We start from the raw sequence: 25119 nt of genomic DNA on the forward strand, positions 1-25119 counted from the left end.
GCATTCCGCTCCGAGCAATATACTCACCAGTATCTGAGAAACGGAATAGCTTCTCGCAAGCTCTGGCAGAATCTGGCGCATGGTTGAGCGTTGGACGCGAGAGCGCCGCCTCGAGCACACCCGCTCGCTCCTGATCGATGCCGCCGAGGAGGTTTTCGGCGAGAAGGGGTTCGTCGCCGCGACGCTCGACGACATTGCCCACGCCGCCGGCTACACGAAAGGCGCCATCTACAAACACTTTTCAACGAAGGAAGACCTGTTCCTGGCGGTCAGTGATCGCTATTGGCGCCGGTACTTCGTCAACTTCACCGAAGTGATGGCGCCGGCGACGCAGGTCGGCGCACGCGAACTCGACGAGATCGCCAAACGCTGGAGCCAGCTCAGCCGGGATCGCGGGGCCGAGCACGCCGCGCTAGGTCACGAGTTCATGCTGTACCTGCTGCGCAACCCCGAGGCGCGGGAACGCGTGGCCGCCAAGAGATCCGAGGCCGTCGAGGCGCTGGCAAAGTTCATCGTGGCGGGCATCGACCGGCTCGGCGGGACGTTGCTGATTCCCGCGTCGACCTTCGCCCAGGTGCTCGTCGCCACCAGCGACTCGGTCGTGTTGGGCAGCCAACTCGACGACGTGGACCTGTTCCGACCGATCGTCGAGATGTACGTGTCGGTGATCAAGCTGCCCTGACCGCCGTCCGAAAAGCACCGTGTCACACCGCGTCTCAGACGCCGGCGGCGATCTCCAACTCTTTCAACGACTCCTCCAGATGACCCAGCATCCGCTGCAGGTGCGGGACGCTGCGCCGGCAGCCGACCAGGCCGAAGTCGAGGTTGTCGGCGTTGTTGGTCACGGTGATGTTGACCGCCTGGCCGTCGAGGGGGATCGACAGCGGATAGTTTCCGTCCAAGCGGGCCCCGCGCCAGTACAGCTGCTCGGAACCGCCCGTCGACACGTTCGAGATGACGATGTTGAACGGCGGCGAGGCGGCGGAGAGGTAGCCCGGGATCAGCCCGAAGAACAGCCCCCCGATGTTGAAGGCCGACAGGGCCAGCTGCTGAACCGGGGGCAGCTGCCAAAACACCTCTTTGGTGTCGCGGATGGATGCGCTGATGATCTCGAGCCGTCTCGCCGGGTCGTCGAGGTCCGTGGCCAGGTTGCACAGGAAGGTGCCGACCATGTTGCCGCCGCGGTCGTCGTCGTCCTTGCGCAGATTGACCGGAACCATGGCGGTCAGCGGGGCGTCTGGCAGGGCGTGCTGATCCAGCAGATAGGCGCGCAGGGCCCCGGCGGACATGGCGAGAATGACGTCGTTGACCGTGACGCCGGCGGCCGCCTTGACCGCGTTGATGCGCTCCAACGCCCAGGACTGCGCGGCCACCCGTCGCGCGCCGCCGATCCGGACGTTGAACATCGACCGCGGCGCTTGGAACGGCAGGGTGAGTTGTTGTTCGAGTAGCGCGGCCCGCGCGAGCTTCAGCGTGGACGGCGCCAACGCCAGCGCCGACCCCGCGGTGCGGCCCGCCCGCTCGACCAGGGACGGGCGTTTGCGTCCGGCGCGCTTGCGCCGCGGCAGGCTCCAGGGGACCCGCACCTCGTCGTCGTCCGGATCGGAGGTGAAGGCCCGCTGCATCAGGCGGAGCGCCGAGACGCCGTCCATGAGCGAGTGGTGGTACTTCGTGTAGACGGCGTACCGCCCGTCCTGCAGGCCCTCGACCAGGTGCGCCTCCCACATCGGGCGGTGCCGGTCGAGCAGGCTGCCGTGCAGCCGGGAAACCAGCTCCAACAGGTCGCGGACCCGTCCCGGTTCCGGCAGCGCGGAACGGCGAAGGTGGTAGTCGAGCTCGACGTCCTTGTCGAAGGACCACGCGACGTTGGTGACGCCGCCGAAGAAGGCCGGACGCTTGCTGAAGGCCGGTTGCACGTCGGTGCACTCGAGCATCGCCTGGTAGCACTCGCGGACGAAGTGGGGACCCGCATCCTTGGGGGGCTCGAAGAGCTGTAACGAGCCCACGTGCATCGGATGTTCGCGTGATTCGCCGATGAGGAACAGCGCATCCGTCGGTGATATCGGTTCCATGCGTGTCGCCCCCAACTGTTGCCGTCGCGCCGCCCACCGGATGGGCGGCCTATCTCCTAATAGCCACAGCGGGCGTCGGCCACACTCAAAAGAGTCGACTGGCCTGGGGACGTCGCTAGCGGACGTCGTCGGCGAGCGCGCGAGCCTCCCGCTCGGTTTCGACCGCGGGCCCGGAGCCCGGCAGCGGCTTGCCGGCGACTTCGGGGGTGAACAGCAGCGTGATCGCTCCGACCACGCCCCCGAAGATCAGCATGTAGGCCGGCACCATCACGTTGCCGGTGCCCGAGACCAGCGCCTGGGCGATCAGCGGGGTGATGCCGCCGACGAGCGAAATCGAGATGTTGTAGGAGATGGCGAGCGCGCCGTAGCGCACGTTGGTGGGGAACAGCGCCGGCAGCATGGCCGGCCCGGTGCTGTCGAAGCACAGTTCCATCAGGCCGATCAGCAGCACGCCGATGAAGATGACCGGATAGATGCCGCCGAAGCGGATGAGCAGGAACGCCGGGATGGAGGCGATGATCAGCAGGCCGCAGCCCGTCCACATGATGGGTTTGACGCCGATTCGATCGGACAGGGCGGCGACGAGCACGACGGTGCCCATCAGGATCGCCAACGTGGACACGATCATGACCAGTCCGGCGGTGCGGCCCACGCGCACGAAGAGCCGCAGATACGTCGGCAGATAGCCGGTGAGCATGAAGTCGGCGACCTGGGAGGTCAGCACCAGCGCCGCGCAGATCAGCATCGGCCGCCACTGCTCGACGATGGTGCGGCGGATCGGCTGTCCGCCCTGATCGCCCGCGTCGCCGTCCTGGTGGGCGCTCTGGTAAGCCGATGACTCCTCGAGCCGTAGCCGCAGGAACAGCGCGACCAGGCCGAACGGCAGGCCCAACAGCAGCGGAATCCGCCAACCGTAGGTCAGCATTGCGTCCTCGGGCAGCCAGGTCTGCAGACCGGTCACCAGCATGCCGGCCAGGACGAACCCCACCAGATTGCCCATCGGCAAGAACCCGACCATCATGCCGCGTTTGTGGTCGGGCGCCTGCTCGACGAGATAGGTCATGGCGCCGACGTATTCGCCGCCGGTCGACAGGCCCTGGAATACGCGCGCGAGCACGAGCAGGATCGGCGCCCAGATCCCGATGGTGCTGTAGGTGGGCAGCAGTCCGGTCACGGTCGTGCTCACCGTCATCATCAGGATGGTGACCACCAGGACCCGGTGGCGCCCGATGCGGTCGCCCAGGGGACCGAAGATGAACCCGCCGAGCGGACGCACGACGAACGCCGCCGCCAGCGTGCCGAAGGTCGCGATCAGATGGACTCCGCTGACGTTCTTACCGGGGTAAAACACCTGCGCGATCGTGGTGGCGATGTAGCCGTAGACCCCGAAGTCGTACCACTCCATGAAGTTTCCGATGGCGGTGCCCATGATGGTTCGGCGCATCGCTGGATCGGCGACCCTGATTTCCTTACGTGCCCATTTCCTCCGGCGGCGACGAATACCCATCGAATCAAGACTTACCCACAACTTTCTCGGGAACAACCGGCGGGGTGGGCTTCCCGAGCCTGACGTCGGACGGCCAACGCTGATCGCGGCGACCCGGTCTGACCGTGCGCGCGTTTGCTCGCGTCCGACTAACGCCAGCTAGGGCGGGGTGCCGGGCGGCGACGACGGCGGCAGCGCGGCGTCGTCGCCGCGGGGATCGGTTATCCCGGTCACGTTCGCCCCGTCACGGGCGACGTCATTGACCCTTCAGGCTGCCGATGCGCAGCGAGAAGTCCGCGGGCTTGGGCTCGGGGGCCTCCGCCTGCTCGACGTAGCGGCGCGGGTCCCGGTCGGTGATCGTTAGCCCCTCGGTGGTGGGGTGCTCGGCCATGAACTCGCTGTATTGGCGCCCGAGCGCCTCGCGAAGGCCGATCGGGGCGCTCCGCCGAAAGTCCGACAGCCCCTGGCGCTCCTCTTCGCCCATGTGATCGTCGTTGGCCTCCCGGGTGCGCCCGACCGCCGCCCACCACTGCTCGCTGCCCAGTTCGGCGGCGTCGGCCTCGCGCACCCCGTCGCGAATGTCGTTGTGGTCGCCGATGGCGTCGAGCGTCTCGCCTTCGGCGTCCTCGCCACCCCGTTTGAGCAGCTGGGGATAGAAGATCTTCTCCTCGATGTAGGCGTGCACGTCGAGCTTGTCGGCCAGCGGTCGCCACACGCGTTCGAGGCCGGTCCGGTCGGCGGGCGGCTGTGCCTGCAGGTAGTCCAGCCGGGCGAACTGGTCGCGGAACCAGTCGTGGTCGGCGAGGATCAACATGGTGATGTCGGCCATCGGTGAGCCTCCGCCTCTCTGACGCCAATCGGAGCGCGCCAATCGGAGCGCTGGGTTAGCGCGCGTTCGACATCATTAAAGAACGCCAGCCTCGACTTACCCGTTTACGGGGTCGATATAACGACTTTGTCGGTGCGGTAATTGCTGTGTGTGGCCGAGTTGCTCTGCGCCGCAGGGAATTACCAAATTTGCGTTGACGTAAGCGATCTGGCAGGCTCAGTGCCATTTGGGCGGCCCGATGCTGCTCGGGAACTCGCCGGAAGGGCGCGGTGCGCCGGCCGGATACACTGGGGCGTCCGTGCGGCGATCGATTCGATCGCGCCGTTTCACCCGATATGAATAAGTCAGAGGTTGTGCCTTGTCCGAAAATCCCGGCGATGCCGTCAGCTTGGAACCGCATTTCGAGGACGTACAAGCGCACTACGACCTGTCCGACGAGTTCTTCGCGCTTTTCCTGGATCCGACGCGGACCTACAGCTGCGCGTATTTCGAGCGCGAGGACATGACGCTGGAAGAGGCGCAGATCGCCAAGGTCGACCTCTCCCTGGGCAAGCTGGGATTGCGGCCGGGCATGACGTTGCTCGACGTCGGGTGTGGCTGGGGCACCACCATCGTCCGCGCGCTCGAGCGCTATGACGTCAACGTCGTAGGGCTCACGCTGAGCCGCAATCAGCAGGCGCACGTGCAGCGGCGCCTGGACGCCCATCCGTCCGCGCGGTCCAAGCGGGTGCTGCTGCAGGGCTGGGAGCAGTTCGACGGCAAGGTCGATCGCATCGTGTCGATCGGCGCCTTCGAGCACTTCGGGCGTGACCGCTACGACGATTTCTTCAAGACGGCCTACGAGGCGCTCCCGGCCGACGGCGTGATGATGCTGCACACCATCATCAAGCCCAGCGACGAGGAGTTCGCCGAGCGCGGGCTGCCCATCACCATGACCAAGCTGCGCTTCATGAAATTCATCATGGACGAGATCTTCCCGGGCGGGGACCTTCCCCAGGCCAAGGGCGTCGTGGAGCATGCCCAGCGCGCCGGCTTCGGGGTGAAGCTGGTGCAACCGCTGCGCCTGCACTACGCCCGCACTCTCGACACGTGGGCTGCCGCGCTCGAGGCGCGCCGCGCCGAGGCCGTCGACATTCAGTCCGAAGAGGTCTACGACCGGTACATGAAGTACCTGACCGGCTGCGCGGACCTGTTCCGCGAGGGCTACACCGACGTCGCACAGTTCACCCTGACCAAGGGCTGACGGTTTACCGGAATAGCACGGCGGGTAATTCCACGGCAACAACCTGATCCGGTAGGTGTCGATGTCCTTCGGCGCAGCCGCAGGAAGGACGAACCGTGGCCGCCAAACACCGCATGCCGGAGGCGCTGGAGCAAGCCCCGACGCCGACCGATCGAGGTCGGCGTCTGTCCGGCGTGGCAAAAGTCTGTGAGATCGCGTGCGCCGCACTGCTGTGCGCGGCATGCCTGACGGCGTTGGTGCTCAACGGGGTTCGCGCCGACAAGCGAACTGTCGTCGCCGATGTGAGCCCACCGACGGTTTCGCAGGCGGTGAAACAGGAGGGCACCGTGATCGCCGTGACGGTGGACTCGGTGACCATGCGCAGCGCCGACGGGTACATCCAGACCTATCGCTTCACCCCGGACACCACCGTCATCACCCATCGCGGCAGCCAACCCGCCGTCGCGGCACCGCAATTCACCGTCAACGACCGCGTCGTTGTGGTGGGCACCATCGAGGGTGGCTCGGCGCTGGCGACCGCGGTCGCGTACCGCGGTGCGGGACACGGGGAGGCACCGCCCATGGATTTCCCTGAGGGCCAACCGGTTCCGGTCGGCGCGGCGTAAGCCGGCCCCCTTACGCTTTCTCCCGGATGCCCGCCTGCCTAGGCTGGCAGCTGATCCAGCCATAGGGAGGCGCCATGAGCGAGCACGAAGCAAAGATGATCATCCTGTCCACCGACGACCTGGACGAATCGATCCGCTTTTACAGCGAGACCCTGGGCATGCCGTTGAAGTTTCGCGATGGGGCGCACTTCGCCGCCCTCGACGCGGGCCCGGTCACGTTGGCGCTGGCGACCGCGGTGGACCACCCCATCCCCGGCCAGGTCGTCGTCGGCATCAAGACCGCGGACGTCGACGCCGCGGCCAAGGCTGTCGAGGCCAGCGGCGGCGGCATCGTGAAGGGCGCCTACGACGACGCCCACGAGCGGCGCGCCGTGGTCTATGACAACAAGGGCAACGGCTTGGTCTTCTACAAACCGCTGGCCCGCTAGCGGTCGCCTACTTGCCTGTGCGTTCGCGGTGTTTGCAGCCGGGCCAGCAGCACGGCCGGCGCTTGCCTTCCTCCAGCTCCTCGTTGGTGCGGCGGATGCGGCGCGCCCGGGTGGCCTCCTGCTTGGCGTCCTCGACCCAACAGATGAACTCGTTTCGGGCCAACGGCGTGATGTCGTTCCAGGCGGCCAGCGCCGCGGCGTTGGCGATCAACGATTCGCGCAAGTCGGCGGGCAGCTTGTGCACCACCCCGCCGGGCACTCGCCCGGCGGTCATCGGCCCACCAAATGCGCGCTGTCATCGTGTAATTCGTTGCGGCGCAACGTCATCGGGGTCGCCGCGGGGATGTCCCCGGCGGCCACCACGGTGCGGGTGATGGGGGACAGCGCCCGGAACAGCGTCTCGACCTCGTCATCGCTGAGCGCGTCGAGCGCCGACAGGGAAAGCGCGTCGGTGGTCGATTCGATGTGCGCTTTCAGCTCGCGTCCCGCGGTGGTCAGCGACCCGTCATCGTCGAGCAGCCCCCGCGCGGCGAGGCGCTCTTCGTGATGACGCCATGTCGCCTCGTCGTAATCGCGGGTGCGGGCGATGTAGTCGCGTGCCACGTTTCCCGCCGCGGCATGTAAGACGTTGGATTCGCGGCCGGAGATGCCCGCTGCGGCCAGCACCGCCACGTGCGCGTCACCGCGCTGTTCGCGCAGCAGCGTCGTGGCGTGCCACAGTGCGGCCAGAGGATCGTCGGGCCAAGGCAGGGAAAGGTTCGCGGCGAACAGCGGGCGAGCATCGAGCGGCGCGTGGCGCGCCGCCTTCCCGGCGAGTTCGGCTGCCACGCGGACGTTTTCGTCCGAACCTAGGCCGTAGCGGCGCAGCGCCGCCACCGCGGACTCCTGCCGCGCCTGCAACGCGGCCTGCGGACCGGCGATCGTCCACGCCGCCGGCAGCGCCTTGGCCACCCGTTCGGGAGCGAAGTTGTAGAAGACCGAGGTCACCACCTCCCGCGGCACCATGCCCAGCGGCGCGGAGCGGGCCGCGAAATAGCCCATCCAGAAACCCCGATAGCCCAGCGCGTCGAGCGCCGTCCGGGCCTCGGGCGCGAAATACGTCACCGCATGCACCGGCTCGTAGCGATCGAAGAAGCGTCGGGCCAGCACGGGTTGTCGTCGCATGCTCGCAGTTAACCACTGGTCTCGGACGGGGACCAAGCGAGCGAGCGCGGCGGCCCGTCCTAGGCTCAAGAGGTGACCATCCCGTATGACCAGGTGCTACACGAGCGGATCCGGTGCAATCTGGCCGGTCATGAGCGTCGAATCGTGGCCGATCCGGCCAAGCGGCACGCCGCTGTCGCGGTAGTGCTCGTCGACTCCGATGTCGGGGAGGACAGGGTGGATCCGGCGCCGGTCGACGACTGGAACGCCGATCGGGGGCTGCCGGCGGCCGGCCTTGACGGTCGCATGGTCGACGTGTCGGGCGGGGCCGCTTTCCTGTTGTGTCGCAGGGCGTCTCGACTCACTTCACACTCCGCACAGTGGGCGTTTCCCGGTGGCCGCCTCGACCCGGGCGAAACCGCGATCGAGGCCGCGCTGCGGGAATTGGACGAAGAGGTCGGAATCGAATTGCCCGAGGCGACCGTCCTGGGACTGCTCGACGATTACCCGACCCGGTCCGGATACGTCATTACGCCGGTGGTGATTTGGGGCGGCGGCCGGCTGGATCCGCGCCCGTCGCCCGACGAGGTCGTCGCGGTGTACCGGGTGGGCCTGCACCAATTGCAGCGTGACGATTCGCCGCGATTCATCGCCATCCCGGAGAGCCCGCGACCGGTCGTGCAGATCCCGTTGGGGGGCGACCTCATCCACGCACCCACCGGGGCGGTGCTTTTGCAGCTACGGTGGCTGGGGCTGGAGGGCCGCCACGACCCGGTCGACAGTCTGGAACAACCTGTCTTCGCCTGGAAGTAGCCGTCGCGCAACCTCTTCGAAGCGCGTCACACCCTCACGGTTGGCTTGGCCCACCGAACAGCGACCGCGCCACTTCGACCAGCGACGCGCCCGAGACGTCCCAGGCGCCCGGCGGCGCGGGGTCGGATACCCGTCCCGGCCCGTACTCTTTCGGGCGCGCGACGAAGCCCGTCGCCAGACCGCTGGCGCGGGCCGCCTCGAGGTCGGCGGTGTGCGCCGCCACCAGCATCACCTCGCCGGGTTCCAGACCCAGCAGACCGGCGGGAGCGTGGTAGGCACGCGGGTCGGGCTTGTAGGCCCTGCTGACGTCGGAACCGAGCACCACATCCCATGGCAGGCCCGCGTACTTCGCCATCTCGACCAGTAGACCGGTGTTGCCGTTGGACAGCGGCCCGACGATGACGTGCCGCTTCATGGCCGCGATGCCGTCGACGCTGTCCGGCCACGGCGGCAGCCAGCGCCACGACCGGGCGAGCGCCTCCACCTCGTCGCCGGGCAGCGCGTCGGCCCTGACGCCGAACTTCTCGAGCGATGCGACGAGATTCTCGCGATGCAGGACGTCCAGTGACACAAATTCCCGCTGGCTGGACCGGATTTCGGCCATCGAGGGCAGGTATCGACTCCGCCACTCCAGCGCGAACTCGTCCGGGTCGAGGCCGAGGTGGTGGCGCTGCGCGAAACGCCGGACCGAGGCGGCGATCCCGGAGCGCCAGTCGACGACCGTTCCGAACGTATCGAACAAAACGGCGCGCACGGCCCGCCCGGTCGACGGTGAGCGGTAATCGGTCATTCCTCAGGCTAACGCTGTGTGCGGGCGCGGCGATGCGTCCGGCCTTCGCGCGGCGTACAGTATCGTTAGCAGTGCGAACGAAATATCAAGGTCCTGGTTAACGACTGATGGGAGTCCGTTGTGGCCCGAAGCGCCGGCGATACCTGGGATATCGTGACGAGTGTCGGCTTCACCGCCTTGGCGGTGTGTGCTGCGCGGGCCCTCGACGCCGGGCTGCAACCTCCGTTGGCGAACGACGACTTCGCCGCCGGCTTCGTCGCCGCCGCCGGTGAGCCGAATCTGATTGCGGCCGTGGATAACGCCGACATGACCAGTGCCGCGGCTTTCAACGCCCAGTGGGTGGGGGTGCGGACGCGGTTCTTCGATGAGTTTTTTGCTCACGCCAACCGAGCGGGGACGCGCCAGGCCGTGATCCTGGCGGCCGGACTGGACTCCCGGGCGTACCGGTTGGAATGGCCTTCGGGCCATACGCTTTTCGAAGTCGATCAGCCGCGGGTGCTTGACTTCAAGCAACAGGTCCTCGACCGGCGGGGCGCCGTACCGTCAACGAGGCGCGTCACCGTCGCCACCGATTTGCGGGATGACTGGGCGGGCGGCCTGATCGCGGCCGGCTTCGACCCCGGCCAACCGACCGCGTGGGCGCTCGAGGGCCTGCTGCCGTACTTGCCGGGGGCGGCTCAGGACGCGCTGTTCGAAAAGCTGCACGAGTTGTCCGCCACCGGCAGCCACCTGGCCGCCGAACTCGGCCCCGCCCCGGGTGAAATCCGCGAATTCGCCGACAATGTCCCCACGATCAGCCAGGACACCGGTCAGCCGCCGGTGGCCGAGCTGTGGTACGACGACGCCCGCACCGACACCAAAGAATTTCTGGCCCAGCGGCATTGGCGGGTTGCCGGAGTGGACTTGGTCCACCAGGCGGCCACCGAGTATGGCCGGCCGTTTCACGAGCTGCCGGTGGTCTTCGATCGGTTGATGCGCACCAAGTTCTTCACCGCGGTCCGCGAACGCTGAACCTCGCCCCGAGGCCGTCGGCGAACTCATTTACTGGTGGCTGACAGGCGCCGCTCGAGGATGGCCAGGGCGTGCTCGGCCCATCGAATGTTCTCCTCCTCGAACGAGATCCCGCGGATCAGCGTCAGGTAAGGGCCCACCCGGTCGGCGTGGACCAGGTACTCCTCTTCGCTGCGGCCGTCCATCATGCGCGCCCGCAACCGTTCGTAGCGGTCCATTTTGGCGCGCGCCCAGTCCAGTCGTTCGAGGATGGACTCGCGCACTGCCGGCATGTCCCCGGCATCGGCGGCCTGGACCTTGACCAGCAGCTCGTCGCGGATCACCGAGGGCTTCGGCGCCTGTGCGGTGAATTGTCGGATCGCCTCGCGCCCGGCCGCGGTCAGCGAGAACATCCGCTTGTTGGGCCGGCGTTCTTGACGTACCACCCGCGCCCGGATGAGGCGCTGCTCAGCGAGTCGATCCAGTTCGCGATACAGCTGCTGCGGAGTTGCCGGCCAGAAGTTGGCGACCGAGGCGTCGAAACCCTTGGCCAGGTCGTATCCCGACGACTCGCCCTCGAGGAGGGCCGCCAACACCGCGTCACGCAGCGACACCGGCCGATCATACAACGATGCGACTATTCAACAAAGTGACCAATTGCACCCTGGACATCGCGCGGCGGGGGCCTTAGCGTCGACCCAACTACTCAACAAGTTGACTATGCGAGGTCGCTGATGCACCCGTTCCGCAAAGCGGTCGAAGACCGCGATGAGAAGGCCATCGAGGCGATGCTGGCCGAAACCGTGGTGTTCACCAGCCCGGTGGCGTTCAAGCCCTATGCCGGCAAGCCGATCACGACGGCCATCCTGCGGGGCGTGTTGCGCGTCTTCGAGAACTTCCGCTACGTCCGCGAGATCCATGATCCCGGCGGCCGCGATCACGCCCTCGTATTCGAGACCGGGATCGTCGGGGCCCCGGGGGTGACCATCACCGGCTGCGACTTCCTGCATTTCAACGAGGACGGACTCATCGACGACTTCATGGTGATGGTGCGGCCGCTGTCGGGCGCGACCGCACTGGCAGAGGCGATGGGCGCCCAGTTCGACCGCATCCAGCGCGAGGCGCTCGAATTGGCCAATCAATCCGGCACCGCGTAGAAGTAGTGACCATGCGGATTGGATTGAGCGTCAATTATGCGGGCGGTTTCAAGGACGTGGCCGCCGAAGTGGCCGACCTGGAACGCGCCGGGCTCGACATTGTTTTTGTCCCCGAAGCGTATTCGTTCGACGCGGTGAGCGCGCTCGGCTATTTGGCGGCCAGCACGCAACGGGTCGAGCTGGCGTCAGGCATCCTGCAGCTCTACACCCGGACGCCCACCCTGACCGCGATGACCGCGGCGGGCCTGGACTACGTCTCCGACGGCCGGTTCACCCTTGGCCTTGGCGCCTCCGGCCCGCAGGTCATCGAGGGCTTCCACGGGGTGCCCTACGACGCCCCGATCGGCCGGACGCGTGAAGTCATCGATATCTGCCGCCAGGTGTGGCGGCGCGAGACCGTGCGGCACCAGGGCAAGCACTACACGATCCCGCTGCCTGCCGAGCGGGGGACCGGCCTCGGGAAGCCCCTCAAACTCATCAATTCCCCTGTCCGAGAGTGTATCCCGATACTCGTGGCCGCGCTGGGGCCAAAGAACGTCGAAATGGCCGCCGAGATCGCCGAGGGCTGGCAGCCGATCTTCTACCTGCCCGAAAAGGCGCAGGACGTCTGGGGGGAGTCACTGGCCGCGGGCCGCGCCAAGCGGGACCCCGCGCTGGGCGCGCTGGACATCTATGCCGGGCCCGTCCTGGCCATCGGTGAAAACGTCGATCCGCTAAGGGAATTCGTCAAACCACACCTGGCCCTCTACATCGGCGGGATGGGCGCCAAGGGCAAGAACTTCTACCACACCCTCGCCACCAAGTACGGGTACGGTCCGCAGGCCGACCGGATCCAGGAGCTCTACCTTTCCGGCGACAAGGACGGCGCCGCCAAGGTCGTGCCCGACGACCTGGTGCGCGACGTCAACCTGATCGGAACCCGGGAGTTCGTCAAGGAACGCCTGGCGGCCTACCGCGAAGCGGGGGTGACCACGTTGAACGTGGCGCCCATCGCCTCGACGACGGCCGAGCGGATCAAGCTCATCGAAACGCTGCGCGAACTGGTGTGAGGGCCGGCTGCCGACTAAATCAGTTCTGGCGGTGACAATCTCGTCGTAGCCGCACCGCCCTGCCGACCGCCGTCGCCAAGGCCAGCGCCGCCATGGCGGACAGGATCGCCACCGAGACCGCGGACTCGAGGGTCGCCAACAGTAGCGGCAGTGCGAAGCCGATGTAGGTGACGACGTAGAACACCCCGGTCAGAGCGCCCCGCAGGTGCTGCGGTGCCGCGGCCTCCAGATCGATCAAGCCTTCGCGCAGACAGAGGCCCGAAGCGCATCCCAGGATCAACAACAGCGGCAGCCCGACCACCGGCGTCAGGGTCGGTGGGGCGATCGCGGCCACCGCGTAGCCGACTGCGGCCAGGGCGGCGCCGGCGGTGCCGGTCTGGGGCCCCCACCGTCGGGTGCGGGCCAACACCTGAACGACTCCGCTGACGCCATTGACGATCAGGGTGGCCGTGCCCGCCGCGATCGGCGCCGCGAGCGCGGTGTGTATCCGGGCGGGGATGGTGACGAATCCCAGTGTCGCCGAGGCATATACCCACGGTGCGAGCGGTATGGCCCAACTCAAGGCCCGCGTCACCCCCTGCGCCGCCGGTGCCGCCGGACCCGTGTCGGGGGCGGGCGCCGGCCCGGCCACGTCGGCGCCGGGCCCGGCCGCGACGGTGACGGCCACCGACGCCAGCACGACAATCGCGGCGGCGACGGCGAACGACACCCGGACGCCGGACTGCCCCGCCCAGGCGAAGCCGCCGCCGGCGAACGGCCCGATGGCGAAGCCGGCGGTGAGTACCGCGCCGGCGGTCGCTGCGCCGGCCGGCCCCCTCAGGTCGGACGCCCACGCCGTACCGGAACTGACGGCGAGGCCCACCCCCAGCCCGACGACCAGGCGGCCCACCAGCAATGCGTCGGTGTGCTGCGACAGCAGCATCACCACGGTCCCCGCCACGTCGGCGGCCGCGCCCGCCAACGCCACCGGCCGGCGCCCCAACGCGTCCGACGTGCGGCCGCCGATCAGCAATCCGGGGAGCAACCCGAGCGCGTAGATGCCGAAGATGCCATCAAGTGTCGCGGTGCTCAGGTGTTCGCGGTCGCTGATCACCGGCATCAACGCGACGAAGTGGTTGGCGACCCATCCCGTCGCCAGCAGCAGCGCCAACACGCTGACGAACAGGGCCCGGGTGTTCGCGGCTTGCCGGCCCGGATCAACGCGGCGACCGCGGCCGCTGCGCACGCTCGACGAGATCACTGATCTACTCCCCTTCCGACGCGAGGGCCCCAGCGCGACCGGCCGACGATCGTAGAACGCGATGTCACCTGGTCGGTTATTCCCGCCGGGGGCGATCGGGCAGCCGAAGCAGCGCACCCGCCCGTTTGCGGGGTTTGAAACCAGCCGATTTGGTGTACTGATACCACTACTCGCACCCAGGAAGGCACATGATGAAGTACCTTGCGGCAGCCACGATCGCGATCTCCGTCTTGCTGTCCAGCGCGTGTTCGGCCTCACAGGTCATCAACACCGGCGGCGACACCAAGTGCAAAGACTTCACCACGCAGGACGAGAAGAAGCAGAACGACGAAGTCAGCAAGATGCTCAAGGACAAAAGCGGCACCGACCCGACCAACGTGGAGATTTCCGCGACGCGGCTCTCGGTGACGACCTATTGCCAGACGCTCGGAAAGCCGGACACGAAAATCTCCGAGGCGCCACACGGCTGACGGGCCCGCCGGCCAGCGTGGGTTGCGTTACCGCTCTTCCGGTTTCGTATCGATCGCGTGTCGCTAATCCAGCAGTAGCTCCGCGGGCACTTCGTCGGTCAGCACCGCGCGCGCCAACAGTTCACCGAGCAGTGGACCGAATTTCATGAGGTTGCTGCCGACGAACGCCAGCACGCGGCCCCGCTGAGCCACCGTCCAGCCGTCGCCGCCCGAATCGAGCCACGGGGCGCGGACACTGACGCAATCCACCTGGCCCACCGGCGAGAGCGACGGGAACAGCGCGCGCACGGTCGAAGGGTCCGCCACCTCCTGGCCGAATGCCCACCGGCCCGTGCTGCCGAGCGGCAGCCCGTAGCCCTCGGGGGCGGACAGGCACGCCGCGCCGACCGCGTCGGCGCCCCGATACGTGAACCGTGTATGCGGAACGAAGTCAACCCCGAGTGGGCCGAACAGGTCTGGGGTGCGGGCGCCCGCACAGATCAGCACCCGGTCGCCGCGCAGCACGGTGCCGTCGGCGAGCGTCGTCGCGCCGTCGTCGGCCACCGACACCACCTCCGCCGTACGGATGGTGACGCGGCGCGCCAGCGCGCGCAGGGCGCGACGGATGCGCAGGCTGCCGCCGAGCGGATCGAAAACGCCTGTCTCCCAAGGCACAACCGCGAAGGGGATCATTGCCGCGATGTCGGCCGGGTCGAGCCGGGAGAACTGCGCGCCGGCCGACGTCATGGCCGCCGCGACGTCGTCGCGGCCGCCGGCGGCGATGAAGCCCTCGGCGCCCAGCAGTCGCCCCGCGCCGAACTCGGCTTCCCACCGTTGCCAGCCGGCCCGGGCCGCCAGCGCCAACCGGCACAGCGTCGGGCGTCGATGCGCGACCCGGAATATCCGTGCCAGCCCGGCGGACTGCTCGCCGAATGGCTGTCCGCGCTCGAGCACGACCACGTCGTGACCGCGTCGCGAGAGCTGGTAGGCCGCCGCGAGACCACATATCCCCGCGCCGATGACGACGATCATGCGCTTCCCTCGCCCTCAGAAGTAGAACCCGGCGTGGGGCGCCTCGGGCACGGCGAACAGGCGATCGGCCACCGCCAGCGCCTCGGGATTGTCGGCACGGGCCAGCCCGGCCACGGCGAGATCGCGCCACGTGCCGCCACCCAGCAGGACGGCGGCCAGGCCCTCGACGTCGACGCTGACGTCGGGCTGCCGGTCGGTGGCCGTCACGCCGTCGCTCGCGATGGCGAACCGCGCCGAATTGGCCGGTAGCGCAGGGTCGTTGACCGCGATGGTGACCGCGCCGTCGCCGCCGTAACCGCGGGCGGACAGCGCCGCCGCGACATCGATGATGCGCAGCCAGGTTTCGTCGTGCACGGCGGTGACCCGCACGGCGCGCCGGTCGGCGACCAGCCAGGGCAGCGGGTCGTCGAGCGGCAGCATCCAAAACAGCACGCGGTCAACGAGATCGAGTCCGAGCAGAAAGCGCAACAGCCCCAGGTAGGCCTCGGTGGTGGGCGCGAAGAAGTCCTCGACCACGATGGTGCGCTGGTCGCTGACGAACCACCGCTCGGTGTCGATCGGGCGGTATCGGACGAAGCCGGATTCGGATCCCGGCTCGCCGTGCACGGCGACATACGCGGCCCCCGGGTTGGATTCGGTGCGCAGCCGCACGCTCTGCCACCACGCTTGCGGGCGGTCGATGGTGCCCGGACGGGCGGGTCGATTCTCGGTGTAGATGCGCGGCAGCGCGTCCCACGCCTGCGCGGCGTCGAGCAGGCGCACCCGTCCCCCGGCCCCGACGTCGCGCCGCAGCGCCGCCCGCGCGGTGTGGACCTCGACGGATTGCGACGAACTCGCGACGCCGTAGCCGTAGCGCCCGTAGATCGTCGCCTCGGACGCCCGCAGCGTCGCCACTACCTCCCCGCGCGCGGCGAAGTCGCGCAGCTGATGACGGATCAACTTGGTCGCGATGCCTTGGCGGGTGAAGGACGGCAGCACGCCGATGTGGGTGACGGCGGCGTGTCCCACGATCGCGGGACCCGGGAGCGTCAACCGGCTCGTCACGGCGTCGGCGGTGCCGACGAGTTGCCCGTCGGCAAACGCCCCGACGGTCCGGCCCGGCTCGAGCAGCGTCGTGATCTGGCCGGGCGCCAGACCCGCCAGGGGCGGAAACCCGACCATGGCGGTGCGAAACACGTTCGCGGCGGCGACGAGGTCGTCTTCACTGTCGAGCACCCGGATCTCGGTAGCCATGCCGCCATCATGTCGCGTTGCCCATCCGGCGCGGGCCGCGGGCCGCACCGCGGGTCACACGGCCGCCCAGCCTCCGTCGACACTCAGGATGGCGCCGTGGATGTTGGCCGCGTCGTCGCCGGCCAAGAACACCACCGAAGCGGCCACCTCGTCCGGCGTGCTCATCCGTCGTGACGGAAGCCTGGACAGCACGGGCTCCAGGTGAGCGGCGAACTCCTCCTGTCGCTCGGTGGCGATCGGGCCGGGCGCCACCGCATTGACCCGGACCCCGGCGGGGCCGTACTCGTCGGCCCACGACGTGGTGAGCGAATGGATGGCGGCCTTGTTGGCGTTGTACACCGCCGACCCGGCGGCTCCCCGCAGCCCGGTGATGGAGCCGATGTTGACGATGACCCCGCTGCCGTGGCGCGCCATCTGCGGCGCGAGTACCCCGGTGAGCAGGAATGGGGCAAAGACGTTGACCGCGAACGCCTCTCGAAGCTCGCGCTCGGAGATGTCGGCCGTGGGGGTCGGCATCAGCAAGGTGGCGGCGTTGTTGACCAGGATGTCGAGGCGCCCGCCCGCGGCATCGGTGGCGGCTGCGGCCAGCCGCCGTATCTCTTCGCCACCATCCGCGAAGTCGGCGCCCACGAACGCGGCCTCGCCGCCGCGCGCACGGATCTCGGCGACGACGGCATCACCGCGGGACTTGGTGCGGCCACTGACCACAACGGACGCGCCGGCGGCGGCCAGGGCACGTGCGATGGCGGCGCCCAGGCCCGTGGTCGAGCCGGTCACCAATGCTGTGCGGCCGGACAGCCGCGTATCGTTTGGACTCATGAGTCCACATGCTCCACCGACTGAAATGGACTTGCAAGTCCAAAACCTGACGACGAAGGGCCGGGCCACGCGCCAGCGCATCATCGAGGGCGCGGCGACTGAGATCCGCGAGCGCGGAGTGGCGGCCACCACCCTCGAAGACATCATGGGCCGGACCCACACCTCGAAAAGCCAGCTGTTCCACTACTTCCCGGACGGCAAGGAACAGCTGTTACTGGCGGTCGCCGCGCTCGAGTCGCAGACGGTGATCGATGACCAGGAGCCGCACCTGTCGGCGCTCACGTCATGGGCAGCGTGGCAGCGCTGGCGTGACGTGGTGGTGGACCGATATCGGCGCCAGGGGCAGAACTGCCCGATCGCGGTGCTGATGTCCGAGATCGGCCGGAGCACCGCGGGCGCCCAGTCGATCACCGCCGAGCTGATGGTCAAGTGGCACAACGCGATCGCCACGGGGATCCGCTCCATGCAGGACCAGGGCAAGATCACCGCGCGCGTCGACGCCGACAGGTCGGCCGCGGCGCTGTTGGCCGGCATCCAGGGCGGCGTCGGCATCCTGCTCGCGACCGGTGACCTGTCCTATCTCGAGGCGGCCCTCGACGAGGGCATCGCCGCGCTGCGCGCCCACTCCACCGTCACCGGATAGGCAAACCGGTCAGCGCCCGGGAGACCACCAGACGCTGGATCTCGCTGGTGCCCTCGAAGATGGTGAAGATCTTCGCGTCGCGGTGCATCCGCTCGACGGGGTAGTCGCGGGTGTAGCCGTTGCCGCCCAGGATCTGGATCGCCTCGTCGGTGACGTAGACCGCGGTCTCGCTGGCCACCAGCTTGGCCATCGACCCCTCGGCGGAGTCGAACGACTGGTTGTTGCGGGCCATCCATCCCGCGCGCCACACCAGCAGGCGGGCGGCGTCGATGCGGCACTTCATGTCCGCCAGCTTGAAGGCGACCGCCTGAAATTCGCCGATCTTGCGGCCGAATTGCTCACGTTGGCAGGCATAGTCGAGCGCGTACTCGTAGGCCGCCCGGGCGACGCCGACGGCCATCGCGCCGACGGTGGGCCGGGTCCGCTCGAAGGTCTTCATCGCGGCCTGCCCGCGGGCGGAGGCACCGGATTTGACGCGGGCGATGCGCGCCTCGAACTTCTCCCGGCCCCCGAGGATGTGGTCCTCGGGCAGCCGGACGTTGTCGAGCACCACCTCGGCGGTGTGGGACGCGCGGATTCCGTGCTTCTTGAACTTCTGGCCCTGCGCCAGGCCCTTGACTCCCGCCGGGATGACGAACGTCGCCTGTCCGCGCGTGCCGAGCTCGGGGTAGACCGAGGCCACCACGATGTGCACGTTGGCGATGCCGCCGTTGGTCGCCCACGTCTTGGTGCCGTTGAGGACCCACTCCGAGGTCGCCTCGTCGTAGCGCGCGCGGGTGCGGATGGCGCCGACGTCGGAACCCGCGTCGGGCTCCGACGAGCAGAACGCGCCCAGCTTGGGTTCGTCGGCGGTGCCGAACATCTCGGGCAGCCAGCGGCCCAGCTGTTCGGGGGTTCCGTTACCGGCCAGGGCCGCCGCCGCGAGCCCGGTTCCCATGATGGACAAGGCGATACCCGCGTCGCCCCAGAACAATTCCTCGAACACCGTCAGCATGCCCAGGCCCGTCGGCTCGGCTGCCTGCTGGGCGAACAGGTCGGGGGAGTAGAGGCCCACCTTCGCGGCCTCCTGGATCACCGGCCACGGTGTTTCCTCGCGCTCGTCCCATTCCGCGGCGGCCGGGCGGACGACGTCGGCCGCGAACTGATGCACCCAGTCGCGGACCTCGATCACGTCGTCGGACAGGTGTAGTGAAAACGTCACAGCTGGTCTCCTGAATCATTGGTGTGCAAAGGGTTTCGGGGATTCGCGTACTGGGCCAGTACGCTGACCGTCTGGTTGACCCACGCCTCGAAATACCGTTCTTCGTCGGTGTTGCCGGGCAGGCGGCCGGTGAGCGCTTGCAGCGTCGCCGCGTAGGACAGCGAGCCGATCGCGACGGCCGCGGCCGCCTCGGGGTCGGGAATGCTGGTGCGCCCGGAGCGATTCGACGCGGCCAGTTCATCGGCGAAGCGCTGGTAGGCGTTGTCGGTGATCACCTGCCACGTCTTCTCGTCGAGATCGCCGAGCTCGTCGGGCTCGCGCAGCATGACCTTGAGCAGATCCTCGCTGTGTTTGAGGTTGCTCCAGATCAGCTGTCCGGCGGTGCGCACCGCTTGCTCGACGCTGCCCGGTTGTCCCGCGTCGTACTGCTCGCGCGCCGCCACGATGCTGTCGATCCGATGCGCGACCGCGGCCTCGAGCAATTCGCGTTTGGAACCGAAGTGCTTGTAAAGCGCGCCCGAGCCCGGCGCCAAGCCCGATTCGCGCTGGATGTCGGCGACCGACGTGGCCGCGTAGCCCTTGTCGGCGAACAGCCGCAGCGCCGCGGAAAGCAGCCGGTCACGTCCCCGGCCAGGTCCAGTCAGCACGGTGAGAGAGTACTCACTCACCGTGCGGCGGGCAAAACGACGCCGGGCCCCAGCCGGGCGACGTGCGTCGGGGCGGTGCGGCGAGCGGTAAATTCCTTGCGAAACGCCCTCGCGCTTGAACGTGCCGGACCCCTGCTGCTGTGAGGGTTGTGCTCAGGCTGGTCGTACCTCATCAACCCACCAAAGGAGCCGACATCCGCGTCTTCCCGCGTGTACAGCTGCCGATGCGGGTGCTGTCACTGCGCACCATCGTCATCGTCGCCGCGATATCGGTGATGACCCTGGTCGTGCTGCTGGGCACCTGGGTGTGGGTGGGGGTCACCAACGACCAGTACAGCCAACTCGATCGCCGGCTCGATTCGGTCAGCAGCCTGGGCGACATCAGCAGCCTGCTCAACACCGCCCCGCCCGCCAGCCCCGACCGGCACATGCCCGACGGCAACCTGGTGCGCACCGCGCGCATCGGCGGGGTGACCGTGTCGGCGCCCAGCAGCATCGTGTTGCCGCAGCTTCCCGACGGTTACGCCAACACCACCATCAACGGCGTGCAGTACCGCGTGCGCACCTTCACCGCGGGCCCCGCTTCGATAGCGCTGGCCGCACCGTTGGCCGAAGCCCAGCATCGGATCAACGAGTTGCACCTGCGGGTGTTGTTGATCTGCGCGAGCGTGATCGGCGGCACGGTCGTGGTGGGCTGGGTGATCTCGTTGATCATGGTCAATCCGTTCCTCCTGTTGGCGCAGCAGGCCCGCGCGATCAACGCCCAGTCCAGCCCCGACGAGGTCCAGGTGCGCGGGGTACGCGAGGCGGTGGAGATCGCCGAGGCGGTGGAGGGCATGCTGGCCCGCATCGGCAAGGAGCAGCAGCGCACCCGGGCGGCGCTCGAGTCGGCGCGCGACTTCGCGGCGGTCGCCTCGCACGAGCTGCGCACGCCGCTGACGGCCATGCGCACCAACCTGGAGGTCCTGTCCACCTTGGACCTGCCGCCCGAGCAGCGGCACGAGGTCATCGGTGACGTCATCCGCACCCAGAGCCGCATCGAAGCGACGCTGACGGCGCTCGAGCGGCTGGCCCAGGGCGAGCTGACCACCGTCGACGACTTCGTGCCGTTCGACATCACCGAGCTGCTGGACCGCGCCGCGCACGACGCGCTGCGCATCTACCCCGACGTCGAGGTCTCCCTGGTGCCCTCACCGACGGTGCTGATGATCGGGTTGCCCACCGGGTTGCGGCTGGTGATCGACAACGCCATCGCCAACGCCGTCAAGCACGGCAATGCCAGCAAGATCCAGCTGACCGTCAGCAGTTCCGGCGAGGGCGTGGAGATCGCGATCGACGACGACGGCGCCGGGGTCCCGGAATCCGAACGCGCCACGGTGTTCGAGCGCTTCGCCCGCGGATCGACGGCCTCGCGGTCGGGGTCGGGCCTGGGCCTGGCGCTGGTCGCCCAGCAGGCCGAATTGCACGGCGGCACAGCGGCATTGCAGACCAGCCCGCTCGGCGGCACCCGACTTCTGTTGCGACTGGCCGGCGATGGGCGTGGTCCGGCCTAGTCGCCCCGCCGGGCGAAGCCGTTTCTTTACGCGCCGCGAAATGTTTTCTCCGATAACCCCGACCGCCGGTGCGCGCCCTCACCAGCTCGCCATTTCCCGCAAATATTCTCGACACCATTACGCCACCTTTTTGGGAGGCGCCATTCGGCATCAAACTCGATGTCCGTGGTGAGGAAACGCGGTGCTTTTGTGACTGCCGAGTCTTGAGTGGTGATTGAGGTTTATTGACGACTCCGTGTGGGAAATCAGCTGTTTCGCGCTTGGGACCAGCATTAATTACCGAAATCAAGGGTCGCGCATCCGGCCGATAGGCAGTGAATACAAGATCACAAAAAGCGCACTACACTAAGGCCCCAAGCACGTCGCGTTGGCGTTGAGCGTTCGGAGGGAAATCATGGTTGGTATGTCGGTGCAGTCAGAAGCGGTGCTGGCATCGTCAAGCGCCGAGACGGCGATCAGCGCGGAGACCGAGGCGGCGGCCTCGGCGGCGTCGCCGGTCCTGCTGGGAGTGCTGCCGATGGGCGGCGACCCCGACTCGGCGATGTTCGCGGCGGCGCTGAACGCGTGCGGCGCGAGCTACCTGGGCGTGGTTTCCGAGCACGCCGCCCAGCGCGGCTTGTTCGCCGGCACGCAGAGCCTCGCCTCGGGGACCTACGTTGTCACCGAGCTCATGCGCAGCCTGACCCTGGCCATCGGCGCTTAGTCGCCAACGACCTGTAAAAGGGGGAGGCGCGCATGGCCGATCCGGGATGGGCTGCGCGTACGCCTGAGGAAAACGACCTGCTGCTCAAGGCGGGGGCGGGCGTCGTCACTCATTTGGCGAACCAGGCCGCCTGGACCGCGTTGGCTGCGACCCATCACGGGTCCAGCATCGCCTCGACGATCAACACCGTCGCGACGTCGGCGAGCTGGACCGGGGGCGGATCATTGGCCTCGGCGGCCAACGCCACCGCGCTGAACGCGTCGCTGCACGGGCTCGCCGGCTGGGTCGACGTCAAGCCGGCGGTGGTTTCGACCGCGGTCTCGGCGTACCAGATGGCATACGGCTCGATGCGTCCCGCACCCGAATGCATCGAAAACCGCACCGAGACCGCCACCGACTACGGCATCAACCCGCTGGTGCTCGGCGCCTTGACCCCACGCATCACGTCGCTGGAGCTCGAGTACTTCGGGTCGATGTGGCCGACCAACTCCGCGGTCGGGGCCAGCTACGGAACCATCCTGACGGCCCTGTCCCAAAGCCTGACCATTCCGCCGCCGATCGCCACCATGGGCGCCTCGCCGGCGGCCCCGGCGCAGGCTGCGGCGGCGGTTGGCGAGTCCGCCGCACAAATGGGCGCCGGCGACGGCATGCGCGCCGCCATGCAGGGCGCCCAGTCCGGGACACAGGGCGCGGGCCAGGCGACCTCGGGAGCCCAGGACTTCATGGGTCAGGCCGGCACTTTCATGCAGCCCGTGCAGCAGATGATGGGCGCGGCCCCCCAGATGATGCAGGCGCCCATGCAGGCGATGCAGGCTCCGATGCAGATGATGCAGCCGCTGATGGGCATGTTCGCCAATCCCGGCGCCATGGGCATGGGCGGGGCGACGCCCGCCGTCTCGGCAGTCTCGGCGACCGGACTCTCCGCGGCGGAAGCCGGCGGGGGCGCGTCCATGGGCGGCGCGGGCGTCCCCGCAAGCACTTTCACCCGTCCGGTCAGCGCGTTCGAGCCCGCCACCAGTGGCCGGCCGGTGGGCCTGCGCCCGGCCGGGGCATTAGGCGCCGAGGCCATGCGACCGCAGACCACGACGACCGGCGGCGCCCCGATGGGCGGCATGCCCGTGGGGCACGCGGCGGGAGGCGACCGCGGATCCCGTGACAAAGCCGATCAGCCCGCGACCGTGCGGGTTGTCGACGCCAGAGTCTGAAGCACACCCCCTGGTGAAAGGTGAATCGACAGGTCCAAATAGCCGCCATACACTTCGCTTCATGCCCTTACGGGGGGCGGCCAACCGCAGAAGGAGAATTCCGTGACAATCAAGGTGACCCCGCAAATGCTTCGCGATACTTCAAACGCGATTCAGGCGAACATGGAACATGCGATCGGGATCGGTCAGGGATACGTCGCAAATCAGGAAAATGTGATGAACCCGGCCACCTGGTCCGGTGACGCGGTCGCCGCGTCGCACGCGACGGCTATCGAGGTTCAAAATGACTTGAACAAAGTCTTGACCGGCGGCACGCGTCTGGCTGAGGGCCTCACGAAGGCGGCGGCACTGATGGAAGGCCACGAGGCGGATTCCTCGCACGCCTTTACCGCCCTATTCGGCGGCCACGGCTCCTGACCCGTCCACTCATTCGTCATTTCATAAAGGTCTTTTGAAAGGAAATTCACCATGTCCGACCCGATCACTTACAACCCGGGCGCCGTAGCCGACTTCGCCACCGATGTCGCTTCGCGCGCCGGCCAGTTGCAGTCCATTTTCGACGACACCTCCAACCGGACGCACGCCCTGCAGGAATTCTTCGCCGGCCACGGTGCGTCGGGCTTCTTCGAGGCGCAGGCGCAGATGCTGTCGGGGCTGCAGGGTCTCATCGACACCATCCGCCAGCACGGCCAGACGACCTCGCACGTGCTCGACAGCGCGCTCAGCACCGACCAGCACATCGCCGGCCTGTTCTGAGCCCGCTCAACCACCGGGACAAGCGAAGGTGGGGCAGCTGCGCCGAGCGCATGTGCCCCACCTTCGGTCTCTTCATCTCCGATCGAGGGAGTCGCTGATCAAGGGCGGGGCGACATGCTGACCACGACGGTCGATGGCTTGTGGGTGTTGCAGGCGATCACCGGCGTGGAGCAGACCTGCCCTGAGCTGGGGTTGCGACCGATGCTGCCGCGGCTCGACACCCCCGAGCGCGCGCTGGGCCACCCGGCGGCCGCCGACTTGATCGCCGCCGGTGCCCTCGACGAGGCCGGCAACGTCGACCCGATGATCCGCGAATGGCTCACCGTTCTGCTGCGCCGCGACCTGGGGCTGGTCGTGATGCTGGGCGTGCCGGGTCGCGAGCCGACGCGCGCGTCGATCAACCGATTCGCGACCTGGTGGGTGGTCTTGGAGCGGCACGGCGACCTGGTGCGCCTGTATCCCGCCGGCACGGCCAGCAACGAATCCTCGGCCAGCGAGCTCGTGGTGGGGCAGATCGAGCGGCTGTGCGGCGTCGCCGAGGCGGCGGCGCTGCGGCCGATCACCTTGGACACCGAGCAACTGCTGAACTCCGTGCGCGACACCGCCAGCCTGCGCGCCTTCCTGCTCGAACAGCGCCTCGACGCCGACCAGCTGCAGGTGGTTCTCACGGCCGCCGATCCCGCGCGGTCCGCGCACGCCAACATCGTCGCGCTGCAGGCCGGTGTCGGGCCGGACGAATTGGCCCGCGTCGCCGTCGGTGATTCGACGGTGTCCATCGTCGACACCCCCGGGGGCCGGGTCTGCATCGAAAGCGTCACCTCCGGCCAGCGGCGCTATCAGATTCTGTCCCCCGGTTCGCGCAGCGACATCGGCGGAGCGGTTCAACGGCTCATCCGCCGGCTGCCCGCCGGCGAGGAGTGGCACTCGTATCGGCGGGTGGTGTGACGGTGTTATCGGATGCCGAAGTAACTTAGTTAACCAAAGTCTTGGAATAACAACGCCTGTCGCGCTTGACGGGGGTTTCTGAACGGGT

At 68.1% G+C, this 25119-nt stretch carries 28 protein-coding genes and 1 pseudogene; 16 read left to right on the plus strand and 13 right to left on the minus strand.

Annotated elements, in window-relative coordinates:
• Positions 1-79: 79 nt before the first annotated feature.
• Entirely contained in the window at positions 80-682 is a 603-nt protein-coding gene (locus G6N26_RS18445; RefSeq protein WP_067170867.1) for a TetR/AcrR family transcriptional regulator, read from the plus strand.
• A gap of 34 nt (positions 683-716) precedes the next feature.
• On the opposite strand, the gene G6N26_RS18450 is transcribed toward G6N26_RS18445, so the two are convergent.
• The 3 genes from G6N26_RS18450 to G6N26_RS18460 form a co-directional block, all read right to left on the minus strand.
• A complete protein-coding gene (locus tag G6N26_RS18450; RefSeq protein WP_083020310.1) occupies positions 717-2072 on the minus strand; it encodes a WS/DGAT/MGAT family O-acyltransferase in 1356 nt (451 codons plus the stop codon).
• 115 nt (positions 2073-2187) lie between these two features.
• Positions 2188-3516 carry an MFS transporter gene (locus G6N26_RS18455; protein ID WP_067170873.1) on the minus strand — a complete coding sequence of 443 codons (1329 nt, stop codon included), beginning with the start codon at positions 3514-3516 and terminating at the stop codon, positions 2188-2190.
• A 298-nt stretch (positions 3517-3814) separates the two neighbouring features.
• Entirely contained in the window at positions 3815-4387 is a 573-nt protein-coding gene (locus tag G6N26_RS18460) for a hemerythrin domain-containing protein (RefSeq protein WP_083020311.1), read from the minus strand.
• 358 nt (positions 4388-4745) lie between these two features.
• Here G6N26_RS18460 and G6N26_RS18465 point away from each other — a divergent pair, with 358 nt between their 5' ends.
• The 3 genes from G6N26_RS18465 to G6N26_RS18475 all read left to right on the plus strand — a co-directional run bounded on the left by G6N26_RS18465 (position 4746) and on the right by G6N26_RS18475 (position 6663).
• Entirely contained in the window at positions 4746-5630 is an 885-nt protein-coding gene (locus tag G6N26_RS18465) for a cyclopropane mycolic acid synthase family methyltransferase (protein ID WP_083020312.1), read from the plus strand.
• 95 nt (positions 5631-5725) lie between these two features.
• Positions 5726-6235 (plus strand): hypothetical protein, encoded by a 510-nt coding sequence (locus G6N26_RS18470; RefSeq protein ID WP_083020313.1) that lies wholly within the window; start codon positions 5726-5728, stop codon positions 6233-6235.
• 74 nt (positions 6236-6309) lie between these two features.
• Complete coding sequence (locus G6N26_RS18475) at positions 6310-6663, plus strand: VOC family protein (protein WP_083020314.1); 354 nt, start codon at positions 6310-6312, stop codon at positions 6661-6663.
• 7 nt (positions 6664-6670) lie between these two features.
• Here G6N26_RS18475 and G6N26_RS18480 read toward each other — a convergent pair whose 3' ends face one another.
• Together G6N26_RS18480 and G6N26_RS18485 are read right to left on the minus strand one after the other, a co-directional pair.
• Positions 6671-6937, minus strand: coding sequence for a YdeI/OmpD-associated family protein (locus tag G6N26_RS18480; protein ID WP_067170889.1), 267 nt, complete (start codon positions 6935-6937; stop codon positions 6671-6673).
• The gene (locus G6N26_RS18485) at positions 6934-7827 is read right to left on the minus strand and encodes an SCO6745 family protein (protein WP_083020315.1); all 894 of its coding nucleotides are present in this window, start codon (positions 7825-7827) and stop codon (positions 6934-6936) included. Before G6N26_RS18485 ends, G6N26_RS18480 begins: the two co-directional genes overlap by 4 nt.
• 72 nt (positions 7828-7899) lie before the next feature.
• On the opposite strand from G6N26_RS18485, the gene G6N26_RS18490 reads away from it, so the two are divergent.
• Complete coding sequence (locus G6N26_RS18490; RefSeq protein ID WP_067170897.1) at positions 7900-8619, plus strand: NUDIX hydrolase; 720 nt, start codon at positions 7900-7902, stop codon at positions 8617-8619.
• Positions 8620-8653: 34 nt separating this feature from the next.
• Here G6N26_RS18490 and G6N26_RS18495 read toward each other — a convergent pair whose 3' ends face one another.
• The gene (locus tag G6N26_RS18495) at positions 8654-9409 is read right to left on the minus strand and encodes a haloacid dehalogenase type II (RefSeq protein ID WP_067170900.1); all 756 of its coding nucleotides are present in this window, start codon (positions 9407-9409) and stop codon (positions 8654-8656) included.
• A 120-nt stretch (positions 9410-9529) separates the two neighbouring features.
• Between G6N26_RS18495 and G6N26_RS18500 the strand changes: the two genes are divergently transcribed.
• Positions 9530-10420 (plus strand): SAM-dependent methyltransferase, encoded by an 891-nt coding sequence (locus G6N26_RS18500; RefSeq protein WP_067170903.1) that lies wholly within the window; start codon positions 9530-9532, stop codon positions 10418-10420.
• 26 nt (positions 10421-10446) lie between these two features.
• On the opposite strand, the gene G6N26_RS18505 is transcribed toward G6N26_RS18500, so the two are convergent.
• The gene (locus G6N26_RS18505) at positions 10447-11013 is read right to left on the minus strand and encodes a PadR family transcriptional regulator (RefSeq protein WP_067170906.1); all 567 of its coding nucleotides are present in this window, start codon (positions 11011-11013) and stop codon (positions 10447-10449) included.
• Positions 11014-11133: 120 nt separating this feature from the next.
• Here G6N26_RS18505 and G6N26_RS18510 point away from each other — a divergent pair, with 120 nt between their 5' ends.
• Together G6N26_RS18510 and G6N26_RS18515 are read left to right on the plus strand one after the other, a co-directional pair.
• The gene (locus G6N26_RS18510; protein WP_067170909.1) at positions 11134-11556 is read left to right on the plus strand and encodes a nuclear transport factor 2 family protein; all 423 of its coding nucleotides are present in this window, start codon (positions 11134-11136) and stop codon (positions 11554-11556) included.
• Between the two features lie 11 nt (positions 11557-11567).
• Positions 11568-12605 carry an LLM class F420-dependent oxidoreductase gene (locus tag G6N26_RS18515; protein ID WP_083020321.1) on the plus strand — a complete coding sequence of 346 codons (1038 nt, stop codon included), beginning with the start codon at positions 11568-11570 and terminating at the stop codon, positions 12603-12605.
• A gap of 19 nt (positions 12606-12624) precedes the next feature.
• On the opposite strand, the gene G6N26_RS18520 is transcribed toward G6N26_RS18515, so the two are convergent.
• A complete protein-coding gene (locus G6N26_RS18520) occupies positions 12625-13845 on the minus strand; it encodes an MFS transporter (protein WP_083020316.1) in 1221 nt (406 codons plus the stop codon).
• A gap of 188 nt (positions 13846-14033) precedes the next feature.
• Between G6N26_RS18520 and G6N26_RS18525 the strand changes: the two genes are divergently transcribed.
• Positions 14034-14315: a hypothetical protein gene (locus G6N26_RS18525; RefSeq protein ID WP_067170914.1), complete on the plus strand. Its 282-nt coding sequence runs from the start codon at positions 14034-14036 to the stop codon at positions 14313-14315.
• A gap of 63 nt (positions 14316-14378) precedes the next feature.
• Here the strand turns inward: G6N26_RS18525 and G6N26_RS18530 are convergent, their stop codons facing one another.
• Genes G6N26_RS18530 through G6N26_RS18540 form a run of 3 tightly spaced genes read right to left on the minus strand, consistent with a single transcriptional unit; the run spans position 14379 to position 17378 of the window.
• The gene (locus G6N26_RS18530; RefSeq protein WP_083020317.1) at positions 14379-15326 is read right to left on the minus strand and encodes an NAD(P)/FAD-dependent oxidoreductase; all 948 of its coding nucleotides are present in this window, start codon (positions 15324-15326) and stop codon (positions 14379-14381) included.
• Between the two features lie 15 nt (positions 15327-15341).
• Positions 15342-16559 carry a GNAT family N-acetyltransferase gene (locus tag G6N26_RS18535; protein WP_083020318.1) on the minus strand — a complete coding sequence of 406 codons (1218 nt, stop codon included), beginning with the start codon at positions 16557-16559 and terminating at the stop codon, positions 15342-15344.
• A 54-nt stretch (positions 16560-16613) separates the two neighbouring features.
• Complete coding sequence (locus G6N26_RS18540) at positions 16614-17378, minus strand: SDR family NAD(P)-dependent oxidoreductase (protein ID WP_083020319.1); 765 nt, start codon at positions 17376-17378, stop codon at positions 16614-16616.
• A gap of 25 nt (positions 17379-17403) precedes the next feature.
• Here G6N26_RS18540 and G6N26_RS18545 point away from each other — a divergent pair, with 25 nt between their 5' ends.
• Positions 17404-18021 (plus strand): TetR/AcrR family transcriptional regulator, encoded by a 618-nt coding sequence (locus G6N26_RS18545; protein ID WP_083020320.1) that lies wholly within the window; start codon positions 17404-17406, stop codon positions 18019-18021.
• Here the strand turns inward: G6N26_RS18545 and G6N26_RS18550 are convergent.
• Both G6N26_RS18550 and G6N26_RS18555 read right to left on the minus strand, forming a co-directional pair.
• Positions 18011-19222: an acyl-CoA dehydrogenase family protein gene (locus tag G6N26_RS18550; protein WP_067170933.1), complete on the minus strand. Its 1212-nt coding sequence runs from the start codon at positions 19220-19222 to the stop codon at positions 18011-18013. The two genes, G6N26_RS18545 and G6N26_RS18550, sit on opposite strands and share 11 nt — an antisense overlap.
• The gene (locus tag G6N26_RS18555) at positions 19219-19869 is read right to left on the minus strand and encodes a TetR/AcrR family transcriptional regulator (RefSeq protein ID WP_067170936.1); all 651 of its coding nucleotides are present in this window, start codon (positions 19867-19869) and stop codon (positions 19219-19221) included. The genes G6N26_RS18550 and G6N26_RS18555 overlap by 4 nt, the downstream gene beginning before the upstream one ends.
• Before the next feature lie 224 nt (positions 19870-20093).
• On the opposite strand from G6N26_RS18555, the gene G6N26_RS18560 reads away from it, so the two are divergent.
• From G6N26_RS18560 to G6N26_RS18585, 6 genes and pseudogenes are all read left to right on the plus strand, one after another.
• Positions 20094-21422: a sensor histidine kinase gene (locus tag G6N26_RS18560; protein WP_067170939.1), complete on the plus strand. Its 1329-nt coding sequence runs from the start codon at positions 20094-20096 to the stop codon at positions 21420-21422.
• A 403-nt stretch (positions 21423-21825) separates the two neighbouring features.
• Positions 21826-22050: pseudogene (locus G6N26_RS18565) on the plus strand (PE domain-containing protein); the annotation flags it as partial.
• Between the two features lie 107 nt (positions 22051-22157).
• Complete coding sequence (locus G6N26_RS18570) at positions 22158-23330, plus strand: PPE family protein (protein WP_067170945.1); 1173 nt, start codon at positions 22158-22160, stop codon at positions 23328-23330.
• A gap of 126 nt (positions 23331-23456) precedes the next feature.
• Positions 23457-23747: a WXG100 family type VII secretion target gene (locus tag G6N26_RS18575; protein WP_136244239.1), complete on the plus strand. Its 291-nt coding sequence runs from the start codon at positions 23457-23459 to the stop codon at positions 23745-23747.
• A gap of 51 nt (positions 23748-23798) precedes the next feature.
• A complete protein-coding gene (locus G6N26_RS18580; RefSeq protein WP_008262888.1) occupies positions 23799-24086 on the plus strand; it encodes a WXG100 family type VII secretion target in 288 nt (95 codons plus the stop codon).
• A gap of 114 nt (positions 24087-24200) precedes the next feature.
• Positions 24201-25031, plus strand: coding sequence for an ESX secretion-associated protein EspG (locus G6N26_RS18585; RefSeq protein WP_067170949.1), 831 nt, complete (start codon positions 24201-24203; stop codon positions 25029-25031).
• Positions 25032-25119 lie beyond the last annotated feature (88 nt).

This window comes from Mycobacterium marseillense, assembly GCF_010731675.1.
GTDB classification, from domain to species: Bacteria; Actinomycetota; Actinomycetes; order Mycobacteriales; family Mycobacteriaceae; genus Mycobacterium; species Mycobacterium marseillense.

Coding starts and splice junctions, on each gene's coding strand:
- G6N26_RS18495 (WP_067170900.1), bottom strand. CDS start 9,409: ATGACCGATTACCGCTCACCGTCGACCGGGCGGGCCGTGCGCGCCGTT.
- G6N26_RS18515 (WP_083020321.1), top strand. CDS start 11,568: ATGCGGATTGGATTGAGCGTCAATTATGCGGGCGGTTTCAAGGACGTG.
- G6N26_RS18445 (WP_067170867.1), top strand. CDS start 80: ATGGTTGAGCGTTGGACGCGAGAGCGCCGCCTCGAGCACACCCGCTCG.
- G6N26_RS18460 (WP_083020311.1), bottom strand. CDS start 4,387: ATGGCCGACATCACCATGTTGATCCTCGCCGACCACGACTGGTTCCGC.
- G6N26_RS18575 (WP_136244239.1), top strand. CDS start 23,457: ATGCTTCGCGATACTTCAAACGCGATTCAGGCGAACATGGAACATGCG.
- G6N26_RS18535 (WP_083020318.1), bottom strand. CDS start 16,559: ATGGCTACCGAGATCCGGGTGCTCGACAGTGAAGACGACCTCGTCGCC.
- G6N26_RS18585 (WP_067170949.1), top strand. CDS start 24,201: ATGCTGACCACGACGGTCGATGGCTTGTGGGTGTTGCAGGCGATCACC.
- G6N26_RS18525 (WP_067170914.1), top strand. CDS start 14,034: ATGATGAAGTACCTTGCGGCAGCCACGATCGCGATCTCCGTCTTGCTG.
- G6N26_RS18450 (WP_083020310.1), bottom strand. CDS start 2,072: ATGGAACCGATATCACCGACGGATGCGCTGTTCCTCATCGGCGAATCA.
- G6N26_RS18480 (WP_067170889.1), bottom strand. CDS start 6,937: ATGACCGCCGGGCGAGTGCCCGGCGGGGTGGTGCACAAGCTGCCCGCC.
- G6N26_RS18510 (WP_067170909.1), top strand. CDS start 11,134: ATGCACCCGTTCCGCAAAGCGGTCGAAGACCGCGATGAGAAGGCCATC.
- G6N26_RS18545 (WP_083020320.1), top strand. CDS start 17,404: ATGGACTTGCAAGTCCAAAACCTGACGACGAAGGGCCGGGCCACGCGC.
- G6N26_RS18530 (WP_083020317.1), bottom strand. CDS start 15,326: ATGATCGTCGTCATCGGCGCGGGGATATGTGGTCTCGCGGCGGCCTAC.
- G6N26_RS18540 (WP_083020319.1), bottom strand. CDS start 17,378: ATGAGTCCAAACGATACGCGGCTGTCCGGCCGCACAGCATTGGTGACC.
- G6N26_RS18475 (WP_083020314.1), top strand. CDS start 6,310: ATGAGCGAGCACGAAGCAAAGATGATCATCCTGTCCACCGACGACCTG.
- G6N26_RS18580 (WP_008262888.1), top strand. CDS start 23,799: ATGTCCGACCCGATCACTTACAACCCGGGCGCCGTAGCCGACTTCGCC.
- G6N26_RS18560 (WP_067170939.1), top strand. CDS start 20,094: ATGCGGGTGCTGTCACTGCGCACCATCGTCATCGTCGCCGCGATATCG.
- G6N26_RS18570 (WP_067170945.1), top strand. CDS start 22,158: ATGGCCGATCCGGGATGGGCTGCGCGTACGCCTGAGGAAAACGACCTG.
- G6N26_RS18455 (WP_067170873.1), bottom strand. CDS start 3,516: ATGCGCCGAACCATCATGGGCACCGCCATCGGAAACTTCATGGAGTGG.
- G6N26_RS18485 (WP_083020315.1), bottom strand. CDS start 7,827: ATGCGACGACAACCCGTGCTGGCCCGACGCTTCTTCGATCGCTACGAG.